Origin of the sequence: Pustulibacterium marinum, from assembly GCF_900116665.1 — a bacterium.
In the GTDB taxonomy this organism is placed as follows: Bacteria; Bacteroidota; Bacteroidia; order Flavobacteriales; family Flavobacteriaceae; genus Pustulibacterium; species Pustulibacterium marinum.
Genome location: NZ_FPBK01000001.1, coordinates 898,209 through 915,431, shown reverse-complemented (window position 1 = coordinate 915,431; position 17,223 = coordinate 898,209). Strand labels below are relative to the sequence as shown.

Genomic DNA, 17,223 nt, shown 5'->3' with positions numbered 1-17,223 from the left:
AACTTATGTTTAGTAGAGAAGAATCAAGAAAATTACGTCAAGAATTTTGGATTTCATTTGGTAAATCGTTTCCTAGAAAATGGGTTTTATACGATACAAAAATCAAAGATTTTAGCTTTAAATTTTATTTCGATACTAAAAAAGCACGTGTAAGTTTAGATATTGAAGATCAGGATTTAGAAAACAGAATTAAGTATTACGAGAAGATGATTTCTTTAAAAAGTCTATTTCTTGAATATGTTCCAGACGCTATTTTTGAAGATTATTACTTTCTGGAAGAAACAGGAAAAGAAATTTCTAGAATTTATGTAGAAAAAGAAAGCGTTTGTATTCACAATAAAAATACGTGGCAAGAAACCATGGTATTCCTGAATGAAACTATGCAAAAGTTTGAAGAGTTTTACTTTGAATACGAAGACGTGATCAAAAGCTAAACGATATATTTAAAGATCATCAAAAAGTGAAAAAAACTGCCTGCCAACACAAACAAATGCCAAATCACGTGATTGAACGGTAATTTTTCCCACACATAAAATACAATTCCAGCGGTGTAAGCAATTCCACCAGCAATTAACATATGCATTCCGCCTTCGGGCAAAACCGCTTTTAATGCAGTGATATCAAACATAATCAACCAGCCCATTACTAAATATAGTATGAGCGAAACTGCTTCAAACCTACCGGTAAAGAAGATTTTCAAAATGGTACCAAAAGCAGCAATTCCCCAAACTAACCAAAATAACAGCCAACCTTTACTGTGGCTCAAAGTCATTAAAACCACCGGACTATACGTTCCTGCAATTAAATAGTAAATGGAAATATGGTCTAAAATTCTAAAGTAATATTTGCGCTTCTCCCCTTTTGCGTAGTGATACAAAGTAGAAACCAAATACAAAAACGAAAGAGAAACTGCATACAAAACCAAACTTGCAATATTCCAGGTTTTGGTCTCTTGCTCAAAATAAAGCAACAATCCAAATCCTACCAAGCTCAGTAGAAATCCAATTCCGTGAGTCAGTGCATTATAAAATTCTTCTCTTTCAGTTTGATTGGGCATAACATTTTTTTCTAATACAAAGATACTAATTGTGATTGCTTCCATTTCAAAAAATAACACTTACACAACGCTCATAAGTGAAGAGTTATGTAATTTTACCAACAGAAAATATAACCCAATCCCTGCAAGAATGTTTAACAAAAAACACCTGTTAACCTTAGCCTTTTTAACGTTTGTAACAGTCAATTCACAAGCACAAGAAGAAGAAACGTACCAAGCTTCTGTAGACAAAGAAATTAAAAGCAGTAATCTTATCAACTCCAAAGAAAATCAAGAAAAACCCTATGTAATTATGGTTTCTATTGATGGTTTTAGATATGACTATGCAGAAAAACATGGTGCAAAAAACATTCAGGAAATGGCTAAAAACGGTAGCCATGTTACGCAATTAACGCCATCATTTCCTTCTAAAACATTTCCAAATCATTATAGCTTAGTGACCGGTTTATATCCAGAACACCATGGAATTGTTTCCAATTCTTTTTATGATAAAAAACAAGAAGCAACGTATAGCATTGGCCGAAGAGAAGCAGTGCAAGATGGTTCTTGGTATGGCGGAACTCCGTTATGGAACTTGGCGCAACAACAGCAAATGGTAAGTGCCTCTTACTTTTGGGTAGGTTCTGAAGCAGACATCAATGGAATGCATCCAACCTATTATTACGAATACAATAAGAAAAGAGATTATGGGTATCGTGTAAAACGCGTTGCCGAATGGTTGCAAATGCCAAAAGCCGAAAGACCCCATATAATTACGCTGTATTTTTCAATTGTGGATACGCAAGGGCATAAATTTGGTCCTGACGCTGAAGAAACTAAATCTGCTGTGCAAAAGGTAGACGAACAAATTGGCGCGTTGCGAGAAGAAATTAAAAAATCTGGTTTACCGGTTTACCTCATCGTAACTTCAGACCACGGAATGGATGATGTCAATCAGCTTATCAATCTTCATGATTATATTGAGATAGATGAAAATGAGTTTTTTGCCGGACCAGTTGCTATGATTTACACCAAAGACGAAAGCGAAAAAGATAAACTTTACGAAACCCTATCGCAACAAACCGAGTTTAAAACCTATAAACAAGAAAACGTTCCTAACTATTTAAATTTTAAAAACAATGATAAAATTGGTGATTTGGTATTGATAGCTGAAGCGCCAAAAACCATAGTGTATTCTCAAACAGAAAAAACAACGAAGAAAAAACCGGGTGGCATGCACGGTTACGATCCTTTTTTTAACCAAAATATGGGTGCTATTTTTTATGTGGAAGGTCCAAATATCAAAAAGAATTATACGCAATCAGCCGTAGAGAACGTGAATGTTTATCCGTTTGTAGCACATTTATTAGGCTTAGAAATTACATTGCCTATTGATGGTGAATTGAGTGCATTAGAAAGTATGCTAGAAGAATAAATCTAAAACTGATATTGAAAAACAAAAAACCTCTGAGCTATCAACTCAGAGGTTTTTCTTGAAAAACTGAAACATAATCTACTAAAAAGAATATTCTTCTACTTTAGCCAATGCATTAGGAACTGCTTTTTCTGCAAATTCAGGAATATTCATTCCTTCTGCTCTAAATGCAGTTACATTTGTCATTCCCATAAATCCTAAAACAGCTTTTAAGTAGCTCTCTGTAAAATCTACGGCTGCAGCAGGTCCTTCAGAATAAATTCCTCCTGTTGCAATAGCTAAATATACTTCTTTACCTTCTACCAAACCAACTGCTCCTTCTGCTGTATATTTAAAGGTAACGCCAGCTCTCGCAATTTGATCTAACCAAGATTTTAATACAGATGGTATTGTAAAATTGTACATTGGAACTCCTATTACAATAGCATCGGCAGCCATTACTTCTTTGATGAATTCATCAGACTGATTTACAATATTTTGTTGTTCTTCAGATCTATCTGCTTCTGGAGTTACAAAAGACATTAAGATATTTAGATCAAGGTGTGGAACTTCTTCCTTTACTAAATCTCTTTCAATAACAGTAGCTGTTGCATCTTTCACTTTCAATTGATTTACAATAGCATCTGAAAGTTGGTTACTCGCAGAAGCCTCACCTCTAAAACTAGAAGTTACTTTTAAAATGGTACTCATATGATATTTTTTTTGAACTATTAATGCATCGCGAAACTGATTTTTATTTCAAATCAGATTGCATATATTTGCTATACAAAAGTAAGTACAATATTGAAGCATTGCACTATCATTCATGATAGTACAGCGTTTAAATTTGAGAGCTATGCAAAAAACACCCGTATTTTTAGTTGAAGAAGAAGAAACACAAGTACATACTACAGACAGTTGTTTGGCTGCCATGAAAGCCGTACAAGACAGTTTGTATGTACTAAACGGAAAATGGAAATTACCCATTATCATCTCACTAACTTTTGGAAACAAGCGTTTTACAGAAATTGCTCGCGATATCCCAAGAATTACAGATAGAATGCTTTCAAAAGAGCTTCAAGAATTAGAATTGAATATGTTAGTAGAACGTATTCAGGACGAGGCATCTCCTTCTATAACCCGATATAAACTGACTGCTTACGGAAAAACATTAGATCCGGCCATTCAAGAGTTGTACAAATGGGGAATCAATCATCGCGAAAAAATCAAAGAAGAATAATATTCGTAAGAAATAAGATTAAAGTTTTGCTTTTACAGCAGAACTTTCATTACATTTGAGATAACATTTCGGGGTGCCGCAAGGCTGAGATCACACCCGCAAAACCTGATCTGGTTAGTACCAGCGTAGGAAACGATGTTTCATAATTCTCATTGGTTTAAGAAAACGTCATTGCCTATGCTTTTCAGGTAATGACGTTTTTTAATTTTTAAACCTTTTGTATGAATTTCAACGAAACTACTATCTGTGACCATTTAGTACAACTTAAAAATACAGCTCCGTTAGTACACAACATCACCAATTTTGTAGTGATGAACAATACCGCCAATGCGCTCCTTTCTATTGGAGCATCTCCTGTCATGGCGCATGCCGTGGAGGAAATGAAAGACATGGTAGTTATTGCCAGCGCTTTGGTAATTAATATCGGAACTTTAAATCCGGAATGGATTGAAGGAATGCTCACTGCCGGAAAAGCTGCTACTGAAAAAGGAATTCCAATAGTTTTAGATCCGGTAGGTGCTGGAGCCACTCCGTATAGAACCACAACTTGTTGGAAAATTATCAAGGAATGCAAACCAACAATTATTAGAGGAAATGCTTCTGAGATCATGGCACTTTTAAATGCAAATGTAAAAACCAAAGGTGTAGACAGTGCTGCTGCTTCTGAAGATGCTGTAACGGCAGCACAACAGTTAGCCAAAGAAACCAACACCATAGTAGTTATCAGCGGCGAAACTGATTACATTACCAATGGAACCGAAACGCTACAAATTAAAAACGGACACCCATTAATGCCAAAAGTAACCGGACTCGGTTGTACGGCTTCTGCTATTTGTGGTGCATTTGCAGCTTCCACTGAAAATACTTTAGAAGCTTGTGCTTCGGCCATGGCCGTGATGGGAATTGCAGGAGAAATTGCTGCCGAAAAAGCACAAGGTCCCGGGACGCTACAATTACATTTTCTAGATGCTTTGTATAATTTAGACGCGAACGCTATTCAAAAACATTTCAAAGCTTAGATGGAATTTAGTACACAATTGTATTTGGTTACCGATAGCGATATGGCAAGCATAGAAGGGCTTCCTGAAATTGTTGAACAAGCAGTTTTAGGCGGTGTTACCATGGTGCAACTACGAGAAAAACATGCAGATACAAAAACATTTGTTCGCATTGCGCAACAACTGAAAAGAATATTATCTAACTATAAAATTCCTTTGATTATCAATGATCGAATTGATATTGCTTTGGCAGTAGATGCAGACGGAGTACATATTGGTCAAGATGATATGCCGTACGCTATTGCCCGAAAATTATTGGGTAAAGATAAAATCATTGGTCTTTCTGTAGAAAGTATGCAACAAGTAACGGAAGCAAATGCCCTAGATGTAGATTATATTGGAATTTCACCAGTTTTTGCTACGCCTACCAAAACCAATACAAAGATTGAATTTGGTTTGAAAGGCATTGAAGAAATATCCAAAATCACCAAACACAAAACAGTGGCTATTGGCGGAATTAATGAAAGTAATACTGCTGCCATTATCAAAGCAGGTGCTGATGGAATTGCAGTAGTTTCAGCGATTATGAAAGCGAAAAATCCGCAATTAGTTGCTTCACAATTAAAACAACTCACACTATGAAATGGAGTGCACAAACCTGGGAAACCATTGTTCCCATTTACGATAAAATTTTAGAACATTCGTTCATCAAAGAACTCAAAGAAGGAACCTTACCCAAAGCTACTTTTCAGTTTTACATTCAACAAGATGCCATGTATTTAGCTGATTTTGGAAGAGTATTATCCGGAATTGCTTCCAAATTAACCAATCCTGAACATGTGCAGGCTTATTTAGGTTTTTCATCTGGAACCATTGCCGTTGAAACGGCTTTGCACGAAACTTTTCTTTCAAAATTTGGGAAAGCACATAGCATTTCAAAGTCGCCCACCTGTACGTTATACACCAATTATATGCAAGCCCAATTGGCCACACAACCCTTAGAAGTTGCCATGGCCGCGGTGTTGCCGTGCTTCTGGATTTATAAAGAAGTAGGCGATTATATTTTAGCAACGCAAACTAAAGAAGACAACATCTACCAAGATTGGATTGATACCTATGGCGGTGAAGAATTTGCTGCATCGGTACAAAAAGCCATTGAAATTACGGATTTTATGGCCGCAGAAACTACCGAAAAAATAAGAACACAAATGACCGAGGCTTTTGTTATGGCTTCGAAAATGGAATGGCTGTTTTGGGACAGCGCTTATGCACAAGAATCATGGAAAATATAAAACAATACCCAACTGTACTCACCATTGCCGGAAGTGATTCCGGTGGTGGCGCAGGTATTCAAGCTGATATTAAATCAATTTCTGCAAATGGCGGTTACGCTGCTTCCGTAATTACCGCTTTAACAGCTCAAAACACACAAGGAGTTCAGGGAATTCATGCTATTCCGGTTTCGTTCTTGAAACAACAATTGGAATCGGTTTTTTCAGATATTGAATTTAAAGCGGTCAAAATAGGAATGCTACACAGCGCTGAAGTTATTTCCACCGTGAAAGAAGCTTTGGTAACATACAACGTGAAAAATGTAGTACTAGATCCTGTAATGGTGGCTACTTCGGGCGATCCTTTATTACAACAAGAAGCTATAGAAGCCTTGAAATCTGAATTGCTCCCGTTGGCAACTTTGATAACTCCAAATCTTCCGGAAGCCTCATTATTATTAGGAAAAGAAATTCAACAGCAATCAGAATTAAAAACGTATGCACAGCATTTAGCTGAGAATTTCAAAACTTCGGTATTATTAAAAGCTGGTCATTTTGAAGAAGCTACGTTAACTGATGCATTATTCAATCTAGAAACTAAGGAACATACTATTTTTGAAAATCAACGCATCGCAACTCAAAACACACACGGAACGGGTTGTACGTTATCATCCGCTATTGCAACATATTTGGCACAGAACTTCACTTTAGAAGAAGCAATCCTGAAGGCAACAACCTATTTACACCAAGCATTGGAGTACGGAAAAAACTATCAACTAGGAAAAGGACACGGACCTGTGAATCACTTTTATAATTTTTGATAGTGGTAATGTCCGATAATTTTAAAATCGAATAGACAATCCTCTAACACTTGTCCGCCACCAATATTGTGTACAATCAAATACCGTTTTCCGTCTACTGACTTTTTATTGACTACGATACCAATATGTGTAATGGCACCACCGAGATTCCAACAAACAATATCGCCGGGATGATAATCGGAAGCGTTTTGTGTAATTGGTTTTTCGGTTCCTTTTCGTTTGAAGAATGTCATTAGATTAGGAACTCTACGATGATCTATATTGGTATCGGTTCTTTTGGCGCCCCAGATTTTAGGATATACACCAAAGTTTGCTTTCATATCTTCATGCACCTCTTTTTGCAAGTCGATTCCTAGTTTTCTATACGCTCTAATCACCACATCAGTGCAAACACCTTTCGTTGCCGGAACATCTCCATTGGGATAGTCAATACTAAAATAAGACGGATCGTAGGTTACTTTATCATTCGTCAACGCTAAAGCGGCATTGCTGAGCTTTTCTTCAAAAGTCTGAGCTTGTAAAACTGACGTTACAGCAATAAAAAGAACGCATAGAATTTTCTGCATATTATTTAATTTACTTGGTTTACTACTTCTTTTCCTTTAAAAAAATCAATGATATTTTGCGCTGCCATGTCGGCCATAGCCGTTCTGGCTTCTACGGTGGCACTCCCAATATGCGGCGTTACCGCAACATTTTCCATTTGTAATAACGGATTTTCTTTATCCATTGGTTCAGGATTCGTTACATCTAAACCAGCACCCCAAATGGTTTTGTTTTGCAAAGCCGCTATCAAGTCTTCTTCATTATGAATTCCGCCTCTACCTACATTCACAAAAATGGAATTTGACTTCATTTTTTCGAAAACCGATTTATTAAAAACACCTTTCGTTTCGGCTGTCAACGCACTATGAACCGAAAGTACATCGCTTTGCGCAACGAGTTTTTCAAATGAAACGTAGGTTGCTGCCAACTCTTTTTCAGCTTGTTCATTTTTACTTCGGTTATGATATATAATTTGCATTCCGTAAGCCGATTTGCAAAGTCGAGCCATTTCAAAACCAATTCTACCCAAACCAAAAACACCTAATGTTTTTCCGTACAATTCCTGACCTAAATTTGCTGTAAAATCAAAATTCTCCCATTGACCGTCTTTGATCTTTTGATTCATGAAAATCATTTTTCTAGAGACTGAAAGCATCAATAAAAAAGCCATATCAGCCGTGGCTTTACTCATAGTTCCGGGAGCATTGGCTACCTTGATATTTTTAGCTTTAGCAGTATCTAAATCGATATTATTATACCCTGCAGAAGCTTGAGATATGATTTGAAGTTTCTCATTGGCTTGAATAAATTCTGAAGTAATTTGAATTCCGCCAGTGCTTAAAAAAGCATCATAGTTTTTTAACAAATCTATGGTAGTTTCTTTGGGCAAAGAAAAATTGCCGTCCCAAATATCTACAGTAAAACCGGCACTTGTAAGTTTTAAAATTGTGATTTCAGGAATATTCTTGTTGACGAAAACATTTTTAGAATTTATAGTTTTGGAAGGCGAAGTATGTGTTTTGAGATGTTTCATGTTCTTTTTAGTGTTAAGACTACAAAGTAGGAATAAGATACATGAAACTATGGTAAGAATTTCCTAAAAATAAAAAGCTGCCTTATTCAGACAGCTTTTTCCCCCCAAACCAAACCCTTAAACAATTCGAGTAATTGTTTAAATGTTTATAGGACAAATATCACACTTTGGGAAAAAGCAGTCAATACGTATTTTTACGTAATTTCATATATCGGTTAGCGTAAAAAACCCATTTCTTAATGCATAAACAATGGCTCCAACAAAATTCTTGCTATTTGTTTTCTCCATGATACGTTTTTTATGGGTATCCACAGTTCGGGCATGAATGCTCAATTCATCTGCAATTTGGATACTATTCATTTCCTTTGCTGCTAATTTAATGATATCAATTTCACGATCTGAGAGTGTACTGTGCAATGGCATTTCGGTTTTATCACCATTTTCTAATAGTTCTTTCAACGCCCAATGCAGATCTCTCCCCAAATAAAACTCATGTCCATTAATACTTTTAATGATTTCTTCAAGCTCTTCAGGATCTGAATTTTTTGTAAAAAAACCATGTGCTCCTAGGTCCATGACTTTATGAATGCTCTCTCTGGTAGTTAGTTGGGATACAATTATAATTTTTACTCCAGGATATTCTTCAATCAATTTTTCACATACCTCAAAACCATTCATTCTAGGCATTTGAATATCTAATAAAATGATATCTGGTTTTCTGTCTTCATAAATAGCCAATAATTCAAAAAATTCCTTTCCGTCATTTGCTTGATAAACTACTTCTATATCGTCAAAACTCTCTAGTAACATTACCAAGCTTTCCCTAAAGAGTTTATGATCATCTACTACACTTACCTTAATCATATGCTAAATTTACATTACAGAAGCTCTTATTGCACTTCTTCATCAATCTTTTAATGGGGGAAGTTTTTTAAAAGTATAACTTTAATATACTGCTTTTAATGTATTATAAAGCTACATCTTTATAATTTTCTTTCGAATGGTTCCTTTTTCAGTTTCTATGGTTACTAAATAAATTCCTGCAGAACCATCTATATATATTTTACGATTGCTATCCACATCACTTTTACTTAAAACCACTTTTCCTGTGCTGTCCATAATGGTGATTTTAAATTCTTCGGAAATACCTGTAATTTGGAAATAACTGTTTATTGGATTTGGGTAGATTTTTACAGCTTCCAATATTTCTTGGTGTGTGCTCATTGGTAAATTCCACACTTCACCTGCATTGTCTCCCCAAATGTAGTCCGCTAATTCTGGATAATCAATAAACGGATTTCTGTTGTATTGCCAGGTGTAGATGTAATTGTTTCTATTCATCTCAAAATCATCTGCAGGATCTTGAGTATTCCAAACTAATAAAGTTGCTAAATCTCCCAACTGTCCTACCGTAGAATCATTTGGATTTCCGTTTACAACATCCAAATCATTATACCTAATAGCCATATAAAACAATGAACGTGCTACGTCTCCTTTCCAGCTTCCGGCATTTGCCGTAGGACCTTCATAAGCACCCGAACCATAATCTTGATTTCCTCTGGAACTATTTTCAGGTCCGTCTACTGCTCGTATATGGTGAGCATCTGCATGTCCTGCTAAAATATCGTCTGCATTGGTAGGTAAGTACACATCTATACCATCTGCTTCATATTCTGTTCCTCCTGAAAATCCTCCTCTACTTTGAGGATATATATGTTCTCTATTCCAAGTTCCTGTATTGTTACTTGTAGTCTGAAAATCTATTTTGGCTCTTGGCTGTTCTGTATAAATTAACCAAACTTCGTTATTGTTTTCCGGATTTTGATCGGACTGTTTTAAAATATCAGTAACGTCTCCATAATTCTGAGCGCGGACCACATTTGGATCTGCTATGATATCTTGTATAGCCTGCTCTAGCGCCGCTCCTGAAAGTCCGTCCAAAGAACTATAATAATTATCCGGCGCTGTACTACTTACAATTCCATAGGTTGGATTTAAAGGTGTTCCCCAAGCTGATGTACTGTAGTCATCATCTGTAATAGTTCCTTCTAATAAATTATTCAAAAGATTAAACCCAGCAGGAATATTTATCATATTTAAAACAAAAACCTCATCGCCTTCATCTTCGGTATCATCAATAATTTGATACGTTTCCGTCACAGAACTAGTTCCAGAAGCTATCGAAATAGAAAAATTACCCGAAATATCTTCTGAAGAAAATCCTTCGTTATCAAAAGAAATATCAAACACTAAAGTTTCATCTACATTATCTTCCGTAGTAAAAGTGATTGAAAAACTATCACCTTCAACAAATTCGTTGGCTGAAAGTTGAGCCGTAATCCCATTATAAACTACTCCACTACCATCATTTGGTAATCCTGGAGTTGGTGTTGCGGAAACATACGTTCCATCATTCATTCTTTGAACAGAATTTGAAGTGGTACTTCCATTTCCACCTTCGTTTGTTTGCGTAGTAACTCCCAAAGCAGCCATTAATCCGGTATCGTCACTGTCGTTGGTATCGTAAACTAAGGCATCTATTAAGTTTTCGGTTGTGGGTGGTGTATCTTCAGGATAATCATACCAACTACCTTGATAAATGGCAACGGCATCTGCACCATTTTGAATTACATTGGCTGAAATAAGAATACCCGGAAAAGGAGAAACTCCGGCACTACCTATCACAATAATTCCGTTATCATCAGTAGTGTAACCGTCTAAATCAACGGAATAATAACTATAATCACCATTTCCATTGAACAAAACCACTACATAGCCATCTAATGAAAGATTAGGTGTGTCTGACTTTAATTCGATGAATTCCTGATTATCAACGCCTGGTGTATCAGCATCAACTTCATTGACTACTAACTGGGCATTTAATGTGAATGAAGCAACTAAAAGAAATAAAAATGTAATTTTTTTCATGAATTTGATTTGTAAGGGAGCGCAAAACTAACAAGAATTTAGCGACTTACATGATCAATTCATGACTTTTAGAAGTTAAATGACGTAAAGTTTACACAATACCATCTGAGACATTTTGAATTTTGAGAATACTCACAATCTTAATTCTTTTACCTTTTACTTCTATCAATCCTTTTTTACCAAATTCTGACAGCATTCGAATTAAAGATTCTGTAGCGGTACCAACCATACCTGCAATTTCTTCTCTAGATAATTGAATTTTAATGTATCCTTCTGCATCTTCGCCAAAAGTATCGTGCAAATACAATAAAGAATCAGCTAAACGCTGTTTTACATTTTTCTGAGCCATGTTTACAGTGACGTCATCAGAAGTTTTAAGATCGTAACAAATATCACGAACTACCTCTACTGAAAACTCAGAATTTTCTTTAAAAGAACTCATGATCTCATCACGAGGAATAAAACAAACTTCCATGTCATTAACAGCTACAGCGCTCAAGTTAACAGACTCATCACTAATAACGCTTCGCTGCCCTAACAAATCTCCTTTGGTAATAAATTTTACAATATGATTTTTTCCGTTAGCGCTTAATTTAGTTAGCTTACAAGCACCGTCTCTAATACAGTAAACTCCATTTAAATAATCGCCTTCTTCAAAAAGCACCTCTCCCTTTTTAACTACTTTAGAAGTTTTACAACCTGATATTTTTATCAGTTCCTCCTTGTTCAATGCTCTTAAAGAACTGAACTTCCTGATGATACATTGCTCGCATTTACTCATGATCCCTAACGGTTAAGTTTTACTGTTTTTCTCTTCGTAAAGATACGAAGTGTATGACAAATATCATATATTATTTGTATATTGATTCAGACTTTTGTTTTAGGTAAATGAGCAAATTATGGAGTCAAACTGCTATCACTGTGGAAATCCCTGTGAGGAAGATACTATTGTGCACGATGGAAAGTCGTTTTGTTGCAATGGTTGTAAAACTGTGTACGAGATTTTTTCTGAAAACGAACTCACTTGTTATTACGATCTCACTCAAAATCCGGGAGCTACTCCCAATGAAATTGCAGGAAAATATGATTTTCTAGATCAGCCTTCTATTGCAGAGAAATTATTGGAATTTGATGATGAACATGTACAAATAGTTACACTTTATATTCCACACATTCATTGTAGTTCTTGCATTTGGCTTTTAGAAAACCTTCAAAAATTACAGACCGAAGTTTCATCTTCTATTGTCAACTTTCCAAAGAAAACGGTGCGTATCACGTACAATTCAGAAGCTATTTCGCTTAAAGAAATTGTTCTTCTACTTTGCCGAATTGGGTATGAACCTTACATAAGTTTGGAAGATTATGAAAATGGAAAAAAACCAATAGACCGAAGTCTTATTTACAAACTTGGCGTAGCAGGTTTTGCCTTTGGAAATGTCATGCTACTCTCCTTTCCTGAGTATTTTGAAGTAGACGAATTTTGGCTCAACCAATACAAACCCATGTTTCGTTGGATCATGTTTGCCATGAGCTTACCGGTGGTTTTCTATGCCGCCAACGATTATTTTATTACGGCATTTAAAGGAATACGATCTAAGTTTTTAAATATCGATGTGCCTATTGCGCTGGGTATTTCGGTACTATTTATAAGAAGTGTTTTTGAAATTATAACCGAAGCCGGCCCGGGATTTCTAGACTCACTCACTGGGCTAGTTTTCTTTTTGTTACTAGGTAAATTCTTTCAGCAAAAAACCTATAACTTCTTATCCTTTGAAAGAGATTACAAAAGTTATTTCCCCATTGGAATCACCAAAATAAATTTAGATGGAACTGAAGAAACCGTGCAAGTCTACGATATTGAAAAAGGAGACCGACTCCTAATTAGAAATGAAGAACTGATTCCTGTGGACGGTATTCTTATCAAAGGAGATGCACAAATTGACTACAGTTTTGTAACCGGAGAAGCCGATGCCGTAACCAAACAAAGTGGTGATAAAATTTTTGCTGGCGGAAAACAAACGCATGGAGCTATTGAAATGGAAGCGCTAAAAAGTGTTTCGCAAAGTTACCTAACGCAATTATGGAGTAATGATGTTTTTAATAAAAATAAAGACGAAAGCTTTAAAAACATTACAGACTCCATTAGTAAATATTTTACCATAGCCATTCTGCTTATTGCCATAATTTCCGGTCTAGTTTGGTATTTCGTAAGTCCGGAGAAAGCCTGGAATGTGGTTACTGCAATTCTTATCATCGCGTGCCCTTGTGCGTTGGCGCTTTCAGCTCCGTTCACCATGGGAAATTTACTTCGGATTTTAGGTAAGAAAAAATGCTATCTGAAAAATGCCAATGTGCTAGAACAGCTTGCAAAAATAGACACCATCATTTTTGATAAAACAGGAACTATTACTGCAGGAAATAAAATGGAATTGAGTTACGAAGGAGTCACTATTTCCAATGAAGAGGAAGTATTATTAAAAAACACGCTTAGAAACTCAAACCACCCACTAAGCAGACAATTGTATAGCATTTTAAAAGCCAACAACATTGTTACGCTAGATTCTTTTGAAGAGCATACAGGAAAAGGTATGGAAGCTACATTTCAAAACAACTCTATCAAAGTAGGATCTTCTTCATTTGTAGGTAATGCAACCGCAACAGAAACTTTAAAAACTGCTGTTCACATTAGTACTAACAACCATTATAAAGGAAAATATATTTTCAAAAACACCTATAGGGAAGGCATTCCAGAATTATTCCAAGAACTGTCTAGCCGGTATGATATTTCTATTCTTTCCGGAGATAATGAAAGTGAAAAAGAAACGCTTCAGCATTTACTTCCAAATGCTGTGGAACTTCATTTTAATCAAAAGCCTTCAGACAAATTAGAACACATTAAAACGCTCCAAGAAAAAGGCAAAAATGTGTTGATGATTGGAGATGGATTAAATGATGCCGGAGCTTTGAAACAAAGTAATGTGGGCATTGCTATTGCAGAAAATGTGAACGTATTTTCTCCTGCTTGTGATGCCATTTTAGATGCTTCTAAAGTGAAAGAACTGGCTGCTTACATGAAATTATCCAAAACATCTATTAAGATTATCAAAACCAGTTTTATACTGTCTTTCATCTATAACATTATCGGATTGAGTTTTGCCATAAGCGGTGAACTTTCTCCTGTTGTTGCGGCTATTTTAATGCCACTTAGCTCTATTTCTATTGTAGCATTTGTAACCGTTGCCACTAATATGTTTGGGAAAAACCTAAAATAATTTCAAACATGATAAATATCATTCTTCACAGCTTAATCCAAAACTACATTTGCTACACATTCTAGAGGTATGAGTGTCATTTACATTTTAATTACGGTTAGCATCATTGTGGCTATAGTGTTTTTTACGCTTTTTGTAAAAGCAGTAAAAACAGGACAATACGACGACAGTTATACGCCATCGGTGCGCATGCTGTTTGAGGACGAACTAGTAAAAGAGAATAATAAACAAACTAAGAATAAATAATCGATCAATTATGGAAATGCAACAATTTTATTACGATAACAAAATTGTAAAAAAGTTTCTTTTTGCTACCATGCTTTGGGGAATTGTAGGTATGTTGGTGGGTTTACTACTGGCCTTCATGTTTATATTCCCAGACCTTGGAGGTCTCACAGAGGGAATCTCTTGGTTAAGCTTTGGTAGGTTAAGACCTTTGCACACCAATGCAGTTATCTTTGCCTTTGTAGGAAATGCAATTTTTGCCGGAACCTACTATTCTACACAACGCTTGCTAAAAGCAAGAATGTTTAGTGATTTTTTAAGTAACGTTAATTTCTGGGGATGGCAATTAATTATTGTCGCCGCTGCTCTTACGCTTCCTTTAGGATTTACAAGTTCAAAAGAGTATGCCGAACTAGAATGGCCTATTGATATTGCTATTACATTGGTTTGGGTAGCTTTTGGTATCAACCTTATTGGTACTATTCTAAAAAGAAGAGAGCGCCATATTTACGTTGCCATCTGGTTCTACCTGGCAACATTTGTAACGGTAGCCATGCTTCACATCTTCAATAATTTAGAACTACCTGTAAGTGGATTAAAAAGTTATTCTATTTATGCAGGTGTACAAGATGCATTGGTACAGTGGTGGTATGGGCATAATGCAGTTGCATTTTTCTTGACAACTCCATTTTTAGGATTAATGTATTATTACGTACCTAAAGCGGCTAATCGTCCGGTATACTCATACAGACTTTCTATTGTTCACTTCTGGTCATTGATCTTTATATACATTTGGGCTGGCCCACACCACTTATTATATTCAGCACTTCCAGATTGGGCACAAAGTTTAGGAACTGTTTTCTCTATCATGCTGATTGCTCCATCTTGGGGAGGTATGATCAACGGATTGCTAACGCTTCGTGGAGCTTGGGATAAAGTTCGCACAGATCCTGTTCTTAAGTTTATGGTAGTGGCTATTACCGGTTATGGTATGGCTACTTTCGAAGGCCCTATGCTTTCTTTGAAAAACGTAAATGCTATTGGTCACTTTACAGATTGGATTATTGCACACGTACACGTAGGAGCACTAGCTTGGAATGGTTTCTTAGCTTTTGGTATGATGTATTGGTTGGTTCCAAAACTTCACAAAACCAAATTACACTCCTTACAGTTAGCAAACCTTCATTTCTGGATTGGAACATTAGGTATAATCCTTTATGCATTACCTATGTATGTTGCAGGTTTCACACAAGCATCTATGTGGAAACAATTTAACCCAGACGGAACACTTGTTTATGGTAACTTCCTAGAAACGGTTACCGAAATTATGCCAATGTATGCGATGCGCGCCATTGGAGGTACTTTATACTTAACAGGAACCATCATTGGAGTTGTGAACCTTGCTCTTACGGGAATCAAAGGAACCAAAGTTTCCGATGATCTAGCAGAAGCTCCTGCTTTGAAGAAAATTAGTAGCGGTCGTTTAGCTGGTGAAAAATTACACCCTTGGTTAGAGCGTAAACCAATTTTATTCACTGCCCTATCACTAGTTGCAGTAGCTATTGGTGGTGTTATTCAAATTGTACCAACATTAATGGTTGACTCAAATATCCCTACCATATCAAGCGTAAAACCATATACTCCTTTAGAAATTGAAGGTAGAGATCTGTACATCCGTGAAGGTTGTGTGAGTTGTCACTCTCAAATGATTCGTCCATTCCGTAGCGAAACCGAACGTTATGGAGAATATTCTAAAGCAGGTGAGTATGTATATGATCATCCTTTCTTATGGGGAAGTAAGCGTACTGGACCAGATTTATTAAGAGTTGGTGGTAAATATTCTGATAACTGGCACTTTAACCATATGTGGGATCCACAATCAACTTCATCTGGTTCTATCATGCCAAAATACTCTTGGTTATCTGATAACAAAAAACATGATCGTTCTCAAATTCAAACGAAGTTAGAAGCTATGGTTTCTTTGGGAACACCATATACCGAAGATGAAATTGCCAACGCGCAAGAATCTATGGAAGCACAAGCTGCTCAGATAGAAAAGAATTTGTATACAGATCCTGACTGGGCAGAAAGCTACGAGAAAGCAAAAGCTCAAGCTTCCAAGAGAGGTGAAGATTTTGTAGAAATGAAAGACCGAGAAATTGTAGCGCTTATTGCATACTTACAAAGATTGGGTACTGATATCAAAATTAAAAATGCAGACGAAAGTACTGCACAAAACTAAGAGCCATGCTAAAGTTTATCAAACATCATTTAGACACCATTTCAGATGTGGATATTTATCCTATCATCTCGCTCTTAATATTCTTTTCATTCTTTACAATGATCACTGTAAGAGCATTTACTAGAAAGAAAGAGTACATTAATAAAATCAGCGCTTTACCGCTAGAAGAAGATTCAGATAACAACCAATAAAAAACA

18 protein-coding genes and 1 riboswitch are annotated in these 17,223 nt (G+C 36.1%); of the genes, 11 read left to right on the top strand and 7 right to left on the bottom strand.

The features are described from left to right. Window positions 1–5: 5 nt before the first annotated feature. On the top strand, window positions 6–434 hold the full coding sequence (locus tag BM383_RS04110) for a DUF4268 domain-containing protein (RefSeq protein WP_093023223.1): 429 nt from the start codon (window positions 6–8) through the stop codon (window positions 432–434). Here BM383_RS04110 and trhA read toward each other — a convergent pair. Continuing rightward, window positions 431–1,057, bottom strand: coding sequence for a PAQR family membrane homeostasis protein TrhA (gene trhA / locus BM383_RS04105; protein ID WP_093023464.1), 627 nt, complete (start codon window positions 1,055–1,057; stop codon window positions 431–433). The two genes, BM383_RS04110 and trhA, sit on opposite strands and share 4 nt — an antisense overlap. Window positions 1,058–1,187: 130 nt before the next feature. Here trhA and BM383_RS04100 point away from each other — a divergent pair, with 130 nt between their 5' ends. Further along, window positions 1,188–2,471, top strand: coding sequence for an alkaline phosphatase family protein (locus BM383_RS04100; RefSeq protein WP_143106335.1), 1,284 nt, complete (start codon window positions 1,188–1,190; stop codon window positions 2,469–2,471). A gap of 81 nt (window positions 2,472–2,552) precedes the next feature. Here BM383_RS04100 and BM383_RS04095 read toward each other — a convergent pair whose 3' ends face one another. Beyond that, entirely contained in the window at window positions 2,553–3,161 is a 609-nt protein-coding gene (locus BM383_RS04095) for an FMN-dependent NADH-azoreductase (protein WP_093023219.1), read from the bottom strand. A gap of 145 nt (window positions 3,162–3,306) precedes the next feature. On the opposite strand from BM383_RS04095, the gene BM383_RS04090 reads away from it, so the two are divergent. The 5 genes from BM383_RS04090 to thiD all read left to right on the top strand — a co-directional run bounded on the left by BM383_RS04090 (window position 3,307) and on the right by thiD (window position 6,780). Continuing rightward, window positions 3,307–3,690: a winged helix-turn-helix transcriptional regulator gene (locus BM383_RS04090; protein WP_177229060.1), complete on the top strand. Its 384-nt coding sequence runs from the start codon at window positions 3,307–3,309 to the stop codon at window positions 3,688–3,690. Between the two features lie 59 nt (window positions 3,691–3,749). Next, window positions 3,750–3,840, top strand: a riboswitch (TPP riboswitch). 71 nt (window positions 3,841–3,911) lie between these two features. Continuing rightward, window positions 3,912–4,709 carry a hydroxyethylthiazole kinase gene (gene thiM / locus BM383_RS04085; protein ID WP_093023217.1) on the top strand — a complete coding sequence of 266 codons (798 nt, stop codon included), beginning with the start codon at window positions 3,912–3,914 and terminating at the stop codon, window positions 4,707–4,709. Further along, window positions 4,710–5,330 carry a thiamine phosphate synthase gene (thiE, locus tag BM383_RS04080; protein WP_093023215.1) on the top strand — a complete coding sequence of 207 codons (621 nt, stop codon included), beginning with the start codon at window positions 4,710–4,712 and terminating at the stop codon, window positions 5,328–5,330. Beyond that, complete coding sequence (tenA, locus tag BM383_RS04075; protein ID WP_093023213.1) at window positions 5,327–5,980, top strand: thiaminase II; 654 nt, start codon at window positions 5,327–5,329, stop codon at window positions 5,978–5,980. Before thiE ends, tenA begins: the two co-directional genes overlap by 4 nt. Then, window positions 5,968–6,780 (top strand): bifunctional hydroxymethylpyrimidine kinase/phosphomethylpyrimidine kinase, encoded by an 813-nt coding sequence (gene thiD / locus BM383_RS04070; protein WP_093023212.1) that lies wholly within the window; start codon window positions 5,968–5,970, stop codon window positions 6,778–6,780. The genes tenA and thiD overlap by 13 nt, the downstream gene beginning before the upstream one ends. On the opposite strand, the gene BM383_RS04065 is transcribed toward thiD, so the two are convergent. The 5 genes from BM383_RS04065 to BM383_RS04045 form a co-directional block, all read right to left on the bottom strand. Then, the gene (locus BM383_RS04065; protein ID WP_093023210.1) at window positions 6,768–7,346 is read right to left on the bottom strand and encodes a DUF1287 domain-containing protein; all 579 of its coding nucleotides are present in this window, start codon (window positions 7,344–7,346) and stop codon (window positions 6,768–6,770) included. The two genes, thiD and BM383_RS04065, sit on opposite strands and share 13 nt — an antisense overlap. 5 nt (window positions 7,347–7,351) lie before the next feature. After that, window positions 7,352–8,359 (bottom strand): 2-hydroxyacid dehydrogenase, encoded by a 1,008-nt coding sequence (locus BM383_RS04060; protein ID WP_093023208.1) that lies wholly within the window; start codon window positions 8,357–8,359, stop codon window positions 7,352–7,354. A 204-nt stretch (window positions 8,360–8,563) separates the two neighbouring features. After that, window positions 8,564–9,223 (bottom strand): response regulator transcription factor, encoded by a 660-nt coding sequence (locus tag BM383_RS04055; protein ID WP_093023206.1) that lies wholly within the window; start codon window positions 9,221–9,223, stop codon window positions 8,564–8,566. A gap of 111 nt (window positions 9,224–9,334) precedes the next feature. Then, window positions 9,335–11,287: an endonuclease gene (locus BM383_RS04050; RefSeq protein WP_093023204.1), complete on the bottom strand. Its 1,953-nt coding sequence runs from the start codon at window positions 11,285–11,287 to the stop codon at window positions 9,335–9,337. Between the two features lie 91 nt (window positions 11,288–11,378). Continuing rightward, the gene (locus BM383_RS04045) at window positions 11,379–12,068 is read right to left on the bottom strand and encodes a Crp/Fnr family transcriptional regulator (protein WP_093023202.1); all 690 of its coding nucleotides are present in this window, start codon (window positions 12,066–12,068) and stop codon (window positions 11,379–11,381) included. Between the two features lie 118 nt (window positions 12,069–12,186). On the opposite strand from BM383_RS04045, the gene BM383_RS04040 reads away from it, so the two are divergent. The 4 genes from BM383_RS04040 to BM383_RS04025 all read left to right on the top strand — a co-directional run bounded on the left by BM383_RS04040 (window position 12,187) and on the right by BM383_RS04025 (window position 17,217). Next, window positions 12,187–14,559 (top strand): heavy metal translocating P-type ATPase, encoded by a 2,373-nt coding sequence (locus BM383_RS04040; protein WP_093023200.1) that lies wholly within the window; start codon window positions 12,187–12,189, stop codon window positions 14,557–14,559. 69 nt (window positions 14,560–14,628) lie between these two features. Next, window positions 14,629–14,805, top strand: a complete 177-nt coding sequence (gene ccoS / locus BM383_RS04035) for a cbb3-type cytochrome oxidase assembly protein CcoS (RefSeq protein ID WP_093023198.1) — start codon at window positions 14,629–14,631, stop codon at window positions 14,803–14,805. A 10-nt stretch (window positions 14,806–14,815) separates the two neighbouring features. Then, the gene (gene ccoN, locus BM383_RS04030) at window positions 14,816–17,026 is read left to right on the top strand and encodes a cytochrome-c oxidase, cbb3-type subunit I (protein ID WP_093023196.1); all 2,211 of its coding nucleotides are present in this window, start codon (window positions 14,816–14,818) and stop codon (window positions 17,024–17,026) included. A gap of 5 nt (window positions 17,027–17,031) precedes the next feature. Further along, entirely contained in the window at window positions 17,032–17,217 is a 186-nt protein-coding gene (locus BM383_RS04025) for a CcoQ/FixQ family Cbb3-type cytochrome c oxidase assembly chaperone (RefSeq protein WP_093023194.1), read from the top strand. Window positions 17,218–17,223 lie beyond the last annotated feature (6 nt).

What these genes read in the sequence shown, in the direction of transcription:
- BM383_RS04040 (WP_093023200.1), top strand. Translation starts at nt 12,187, where the DNA reads ATGGAGTCAAACTGCTATCACTGTGGAAATCCCTGTGAGGAAGATACT.
- BM383_RS04025 (WP_093023194.1), top strand. Translation starts at nt 17,032, where the DNA reads ATGCTAAAGTTTATCAAACATCATTTAGACACCATTTCAGATGTGGAT.
- BM383_RS04060 (WP_093023208.1), bottom strand. Translation starts at nt 8,359, where the DNA reads ATGAAACATCTCAAAACACATACTTCGCCTTCCAAAACTATAAATTCT.
- BM383_RS04050 (WP_093023204.1), bottom strand. Translation starts at nt 11,287, where the DNA reads ATGAAAAAAATTACATTTTTATTTCTTTTAGTTGCTTCATTCACATTA.
- trhA (WP_093023464.1), bottom strand. Translation starts at nt 1,057, where the DNA reads ATGCCCAATCAAACTGAAAGAGAAGAATTTTATAATGCACTGACTCAC.
- BM383_RS04095 (WP_093023219.1), bottom strand. Translation starts at nt 3,161, where the DNA reads ATGAGTACCATTTTAAAAGTAACTTCTAGTTTTAGAGGTGAGGCTTCT.
- thiE (WP_093023215.1), top strand. Translation starts at nt 4,710, where the DNA reads ATGGAATTTAGTACACAATTGTATTTGGTTACCGATAGCGATATGGCA.
- thiD (WP_093023212.1), top strand. Translation starts at nt 5,968, where the DNA reads ATGGAAAATATAAAACAATACCCAACTGTACTCACCATTGCCGGAAGT.
- BM383_RS04110 (WP_093023223.1), top strand. Translation starts at nt 6, where the DNA reads ATGTTTAGTAGAGAAGAATCAAGAAAATTACGTCAAGAATTTTGGATT.
- BM383_RS04055 (WP_093023206.1), bottom strand. Translation starts at nt 9,223, where the DNA reads ATGATTAAGGTAAGTGTAGTAGATGATCATAAACTCTTTAGGGAAAGC.
- thiM (WP_093023217.1), top strand. Translation starts at nt 3,912, where the DNA reads ATGAATTTCAACGAAACTACTATCTGTGACCATTTAGTACAACTTAAA.
- BM383_RS04065 (WP_093023210.1), bottom strand. Translation starts at nt 7,346, where the DNA reads ATGCAGAAAATTCTATGCGTTCTTTTTATTGCTGTAACGTCAGTTTTA.
- BM383_RS04045 (WP_093023202.1), bottom strand. Translation starts at nt 12,068, where the DNA reads ATGAGTAAATGCGAGCAATGTATCATCAGGAAGTTCAGTTCTTTAAGA.
- ccoN (WP_093023196.1), top strand. Translation starts at nt 14,816, where the DNA reads ATGGAAATGCAACAATTTTATTACGATAACAAAATTGTAAAAAAGTTT.
- BM383_RS04090 (WP_177229060.1), top strand. Translation starts at nt 3,307, where the DNA reads ATGCAAAAAACACCCGTATTTTTAGTTGAAGAAGAAGAAACACAAGTA.
- BM383_RS04100 (WP_143106335.1), top strand. Translation starts at nt 1,188, where the DNA reads ATGTTTAACAAAAAACACCTGTTAACCTTAGCCTTTTTAACGTTTGTA.
- ccoS (WP_093023198.1), top strand. Translation starts at nt 14,629, where the DNA reads ATGAGTGTCATTTACATTTTAATTACGGTTAGCATCATTGTGGCTATA.
- tenA (WP_093023213.1), top strand. Translation starts at nt 5,327, where the DNA reads ATGAAATGGAGTGCACAAACCTGGGAAACCATTGTTCCCATTTACGAT.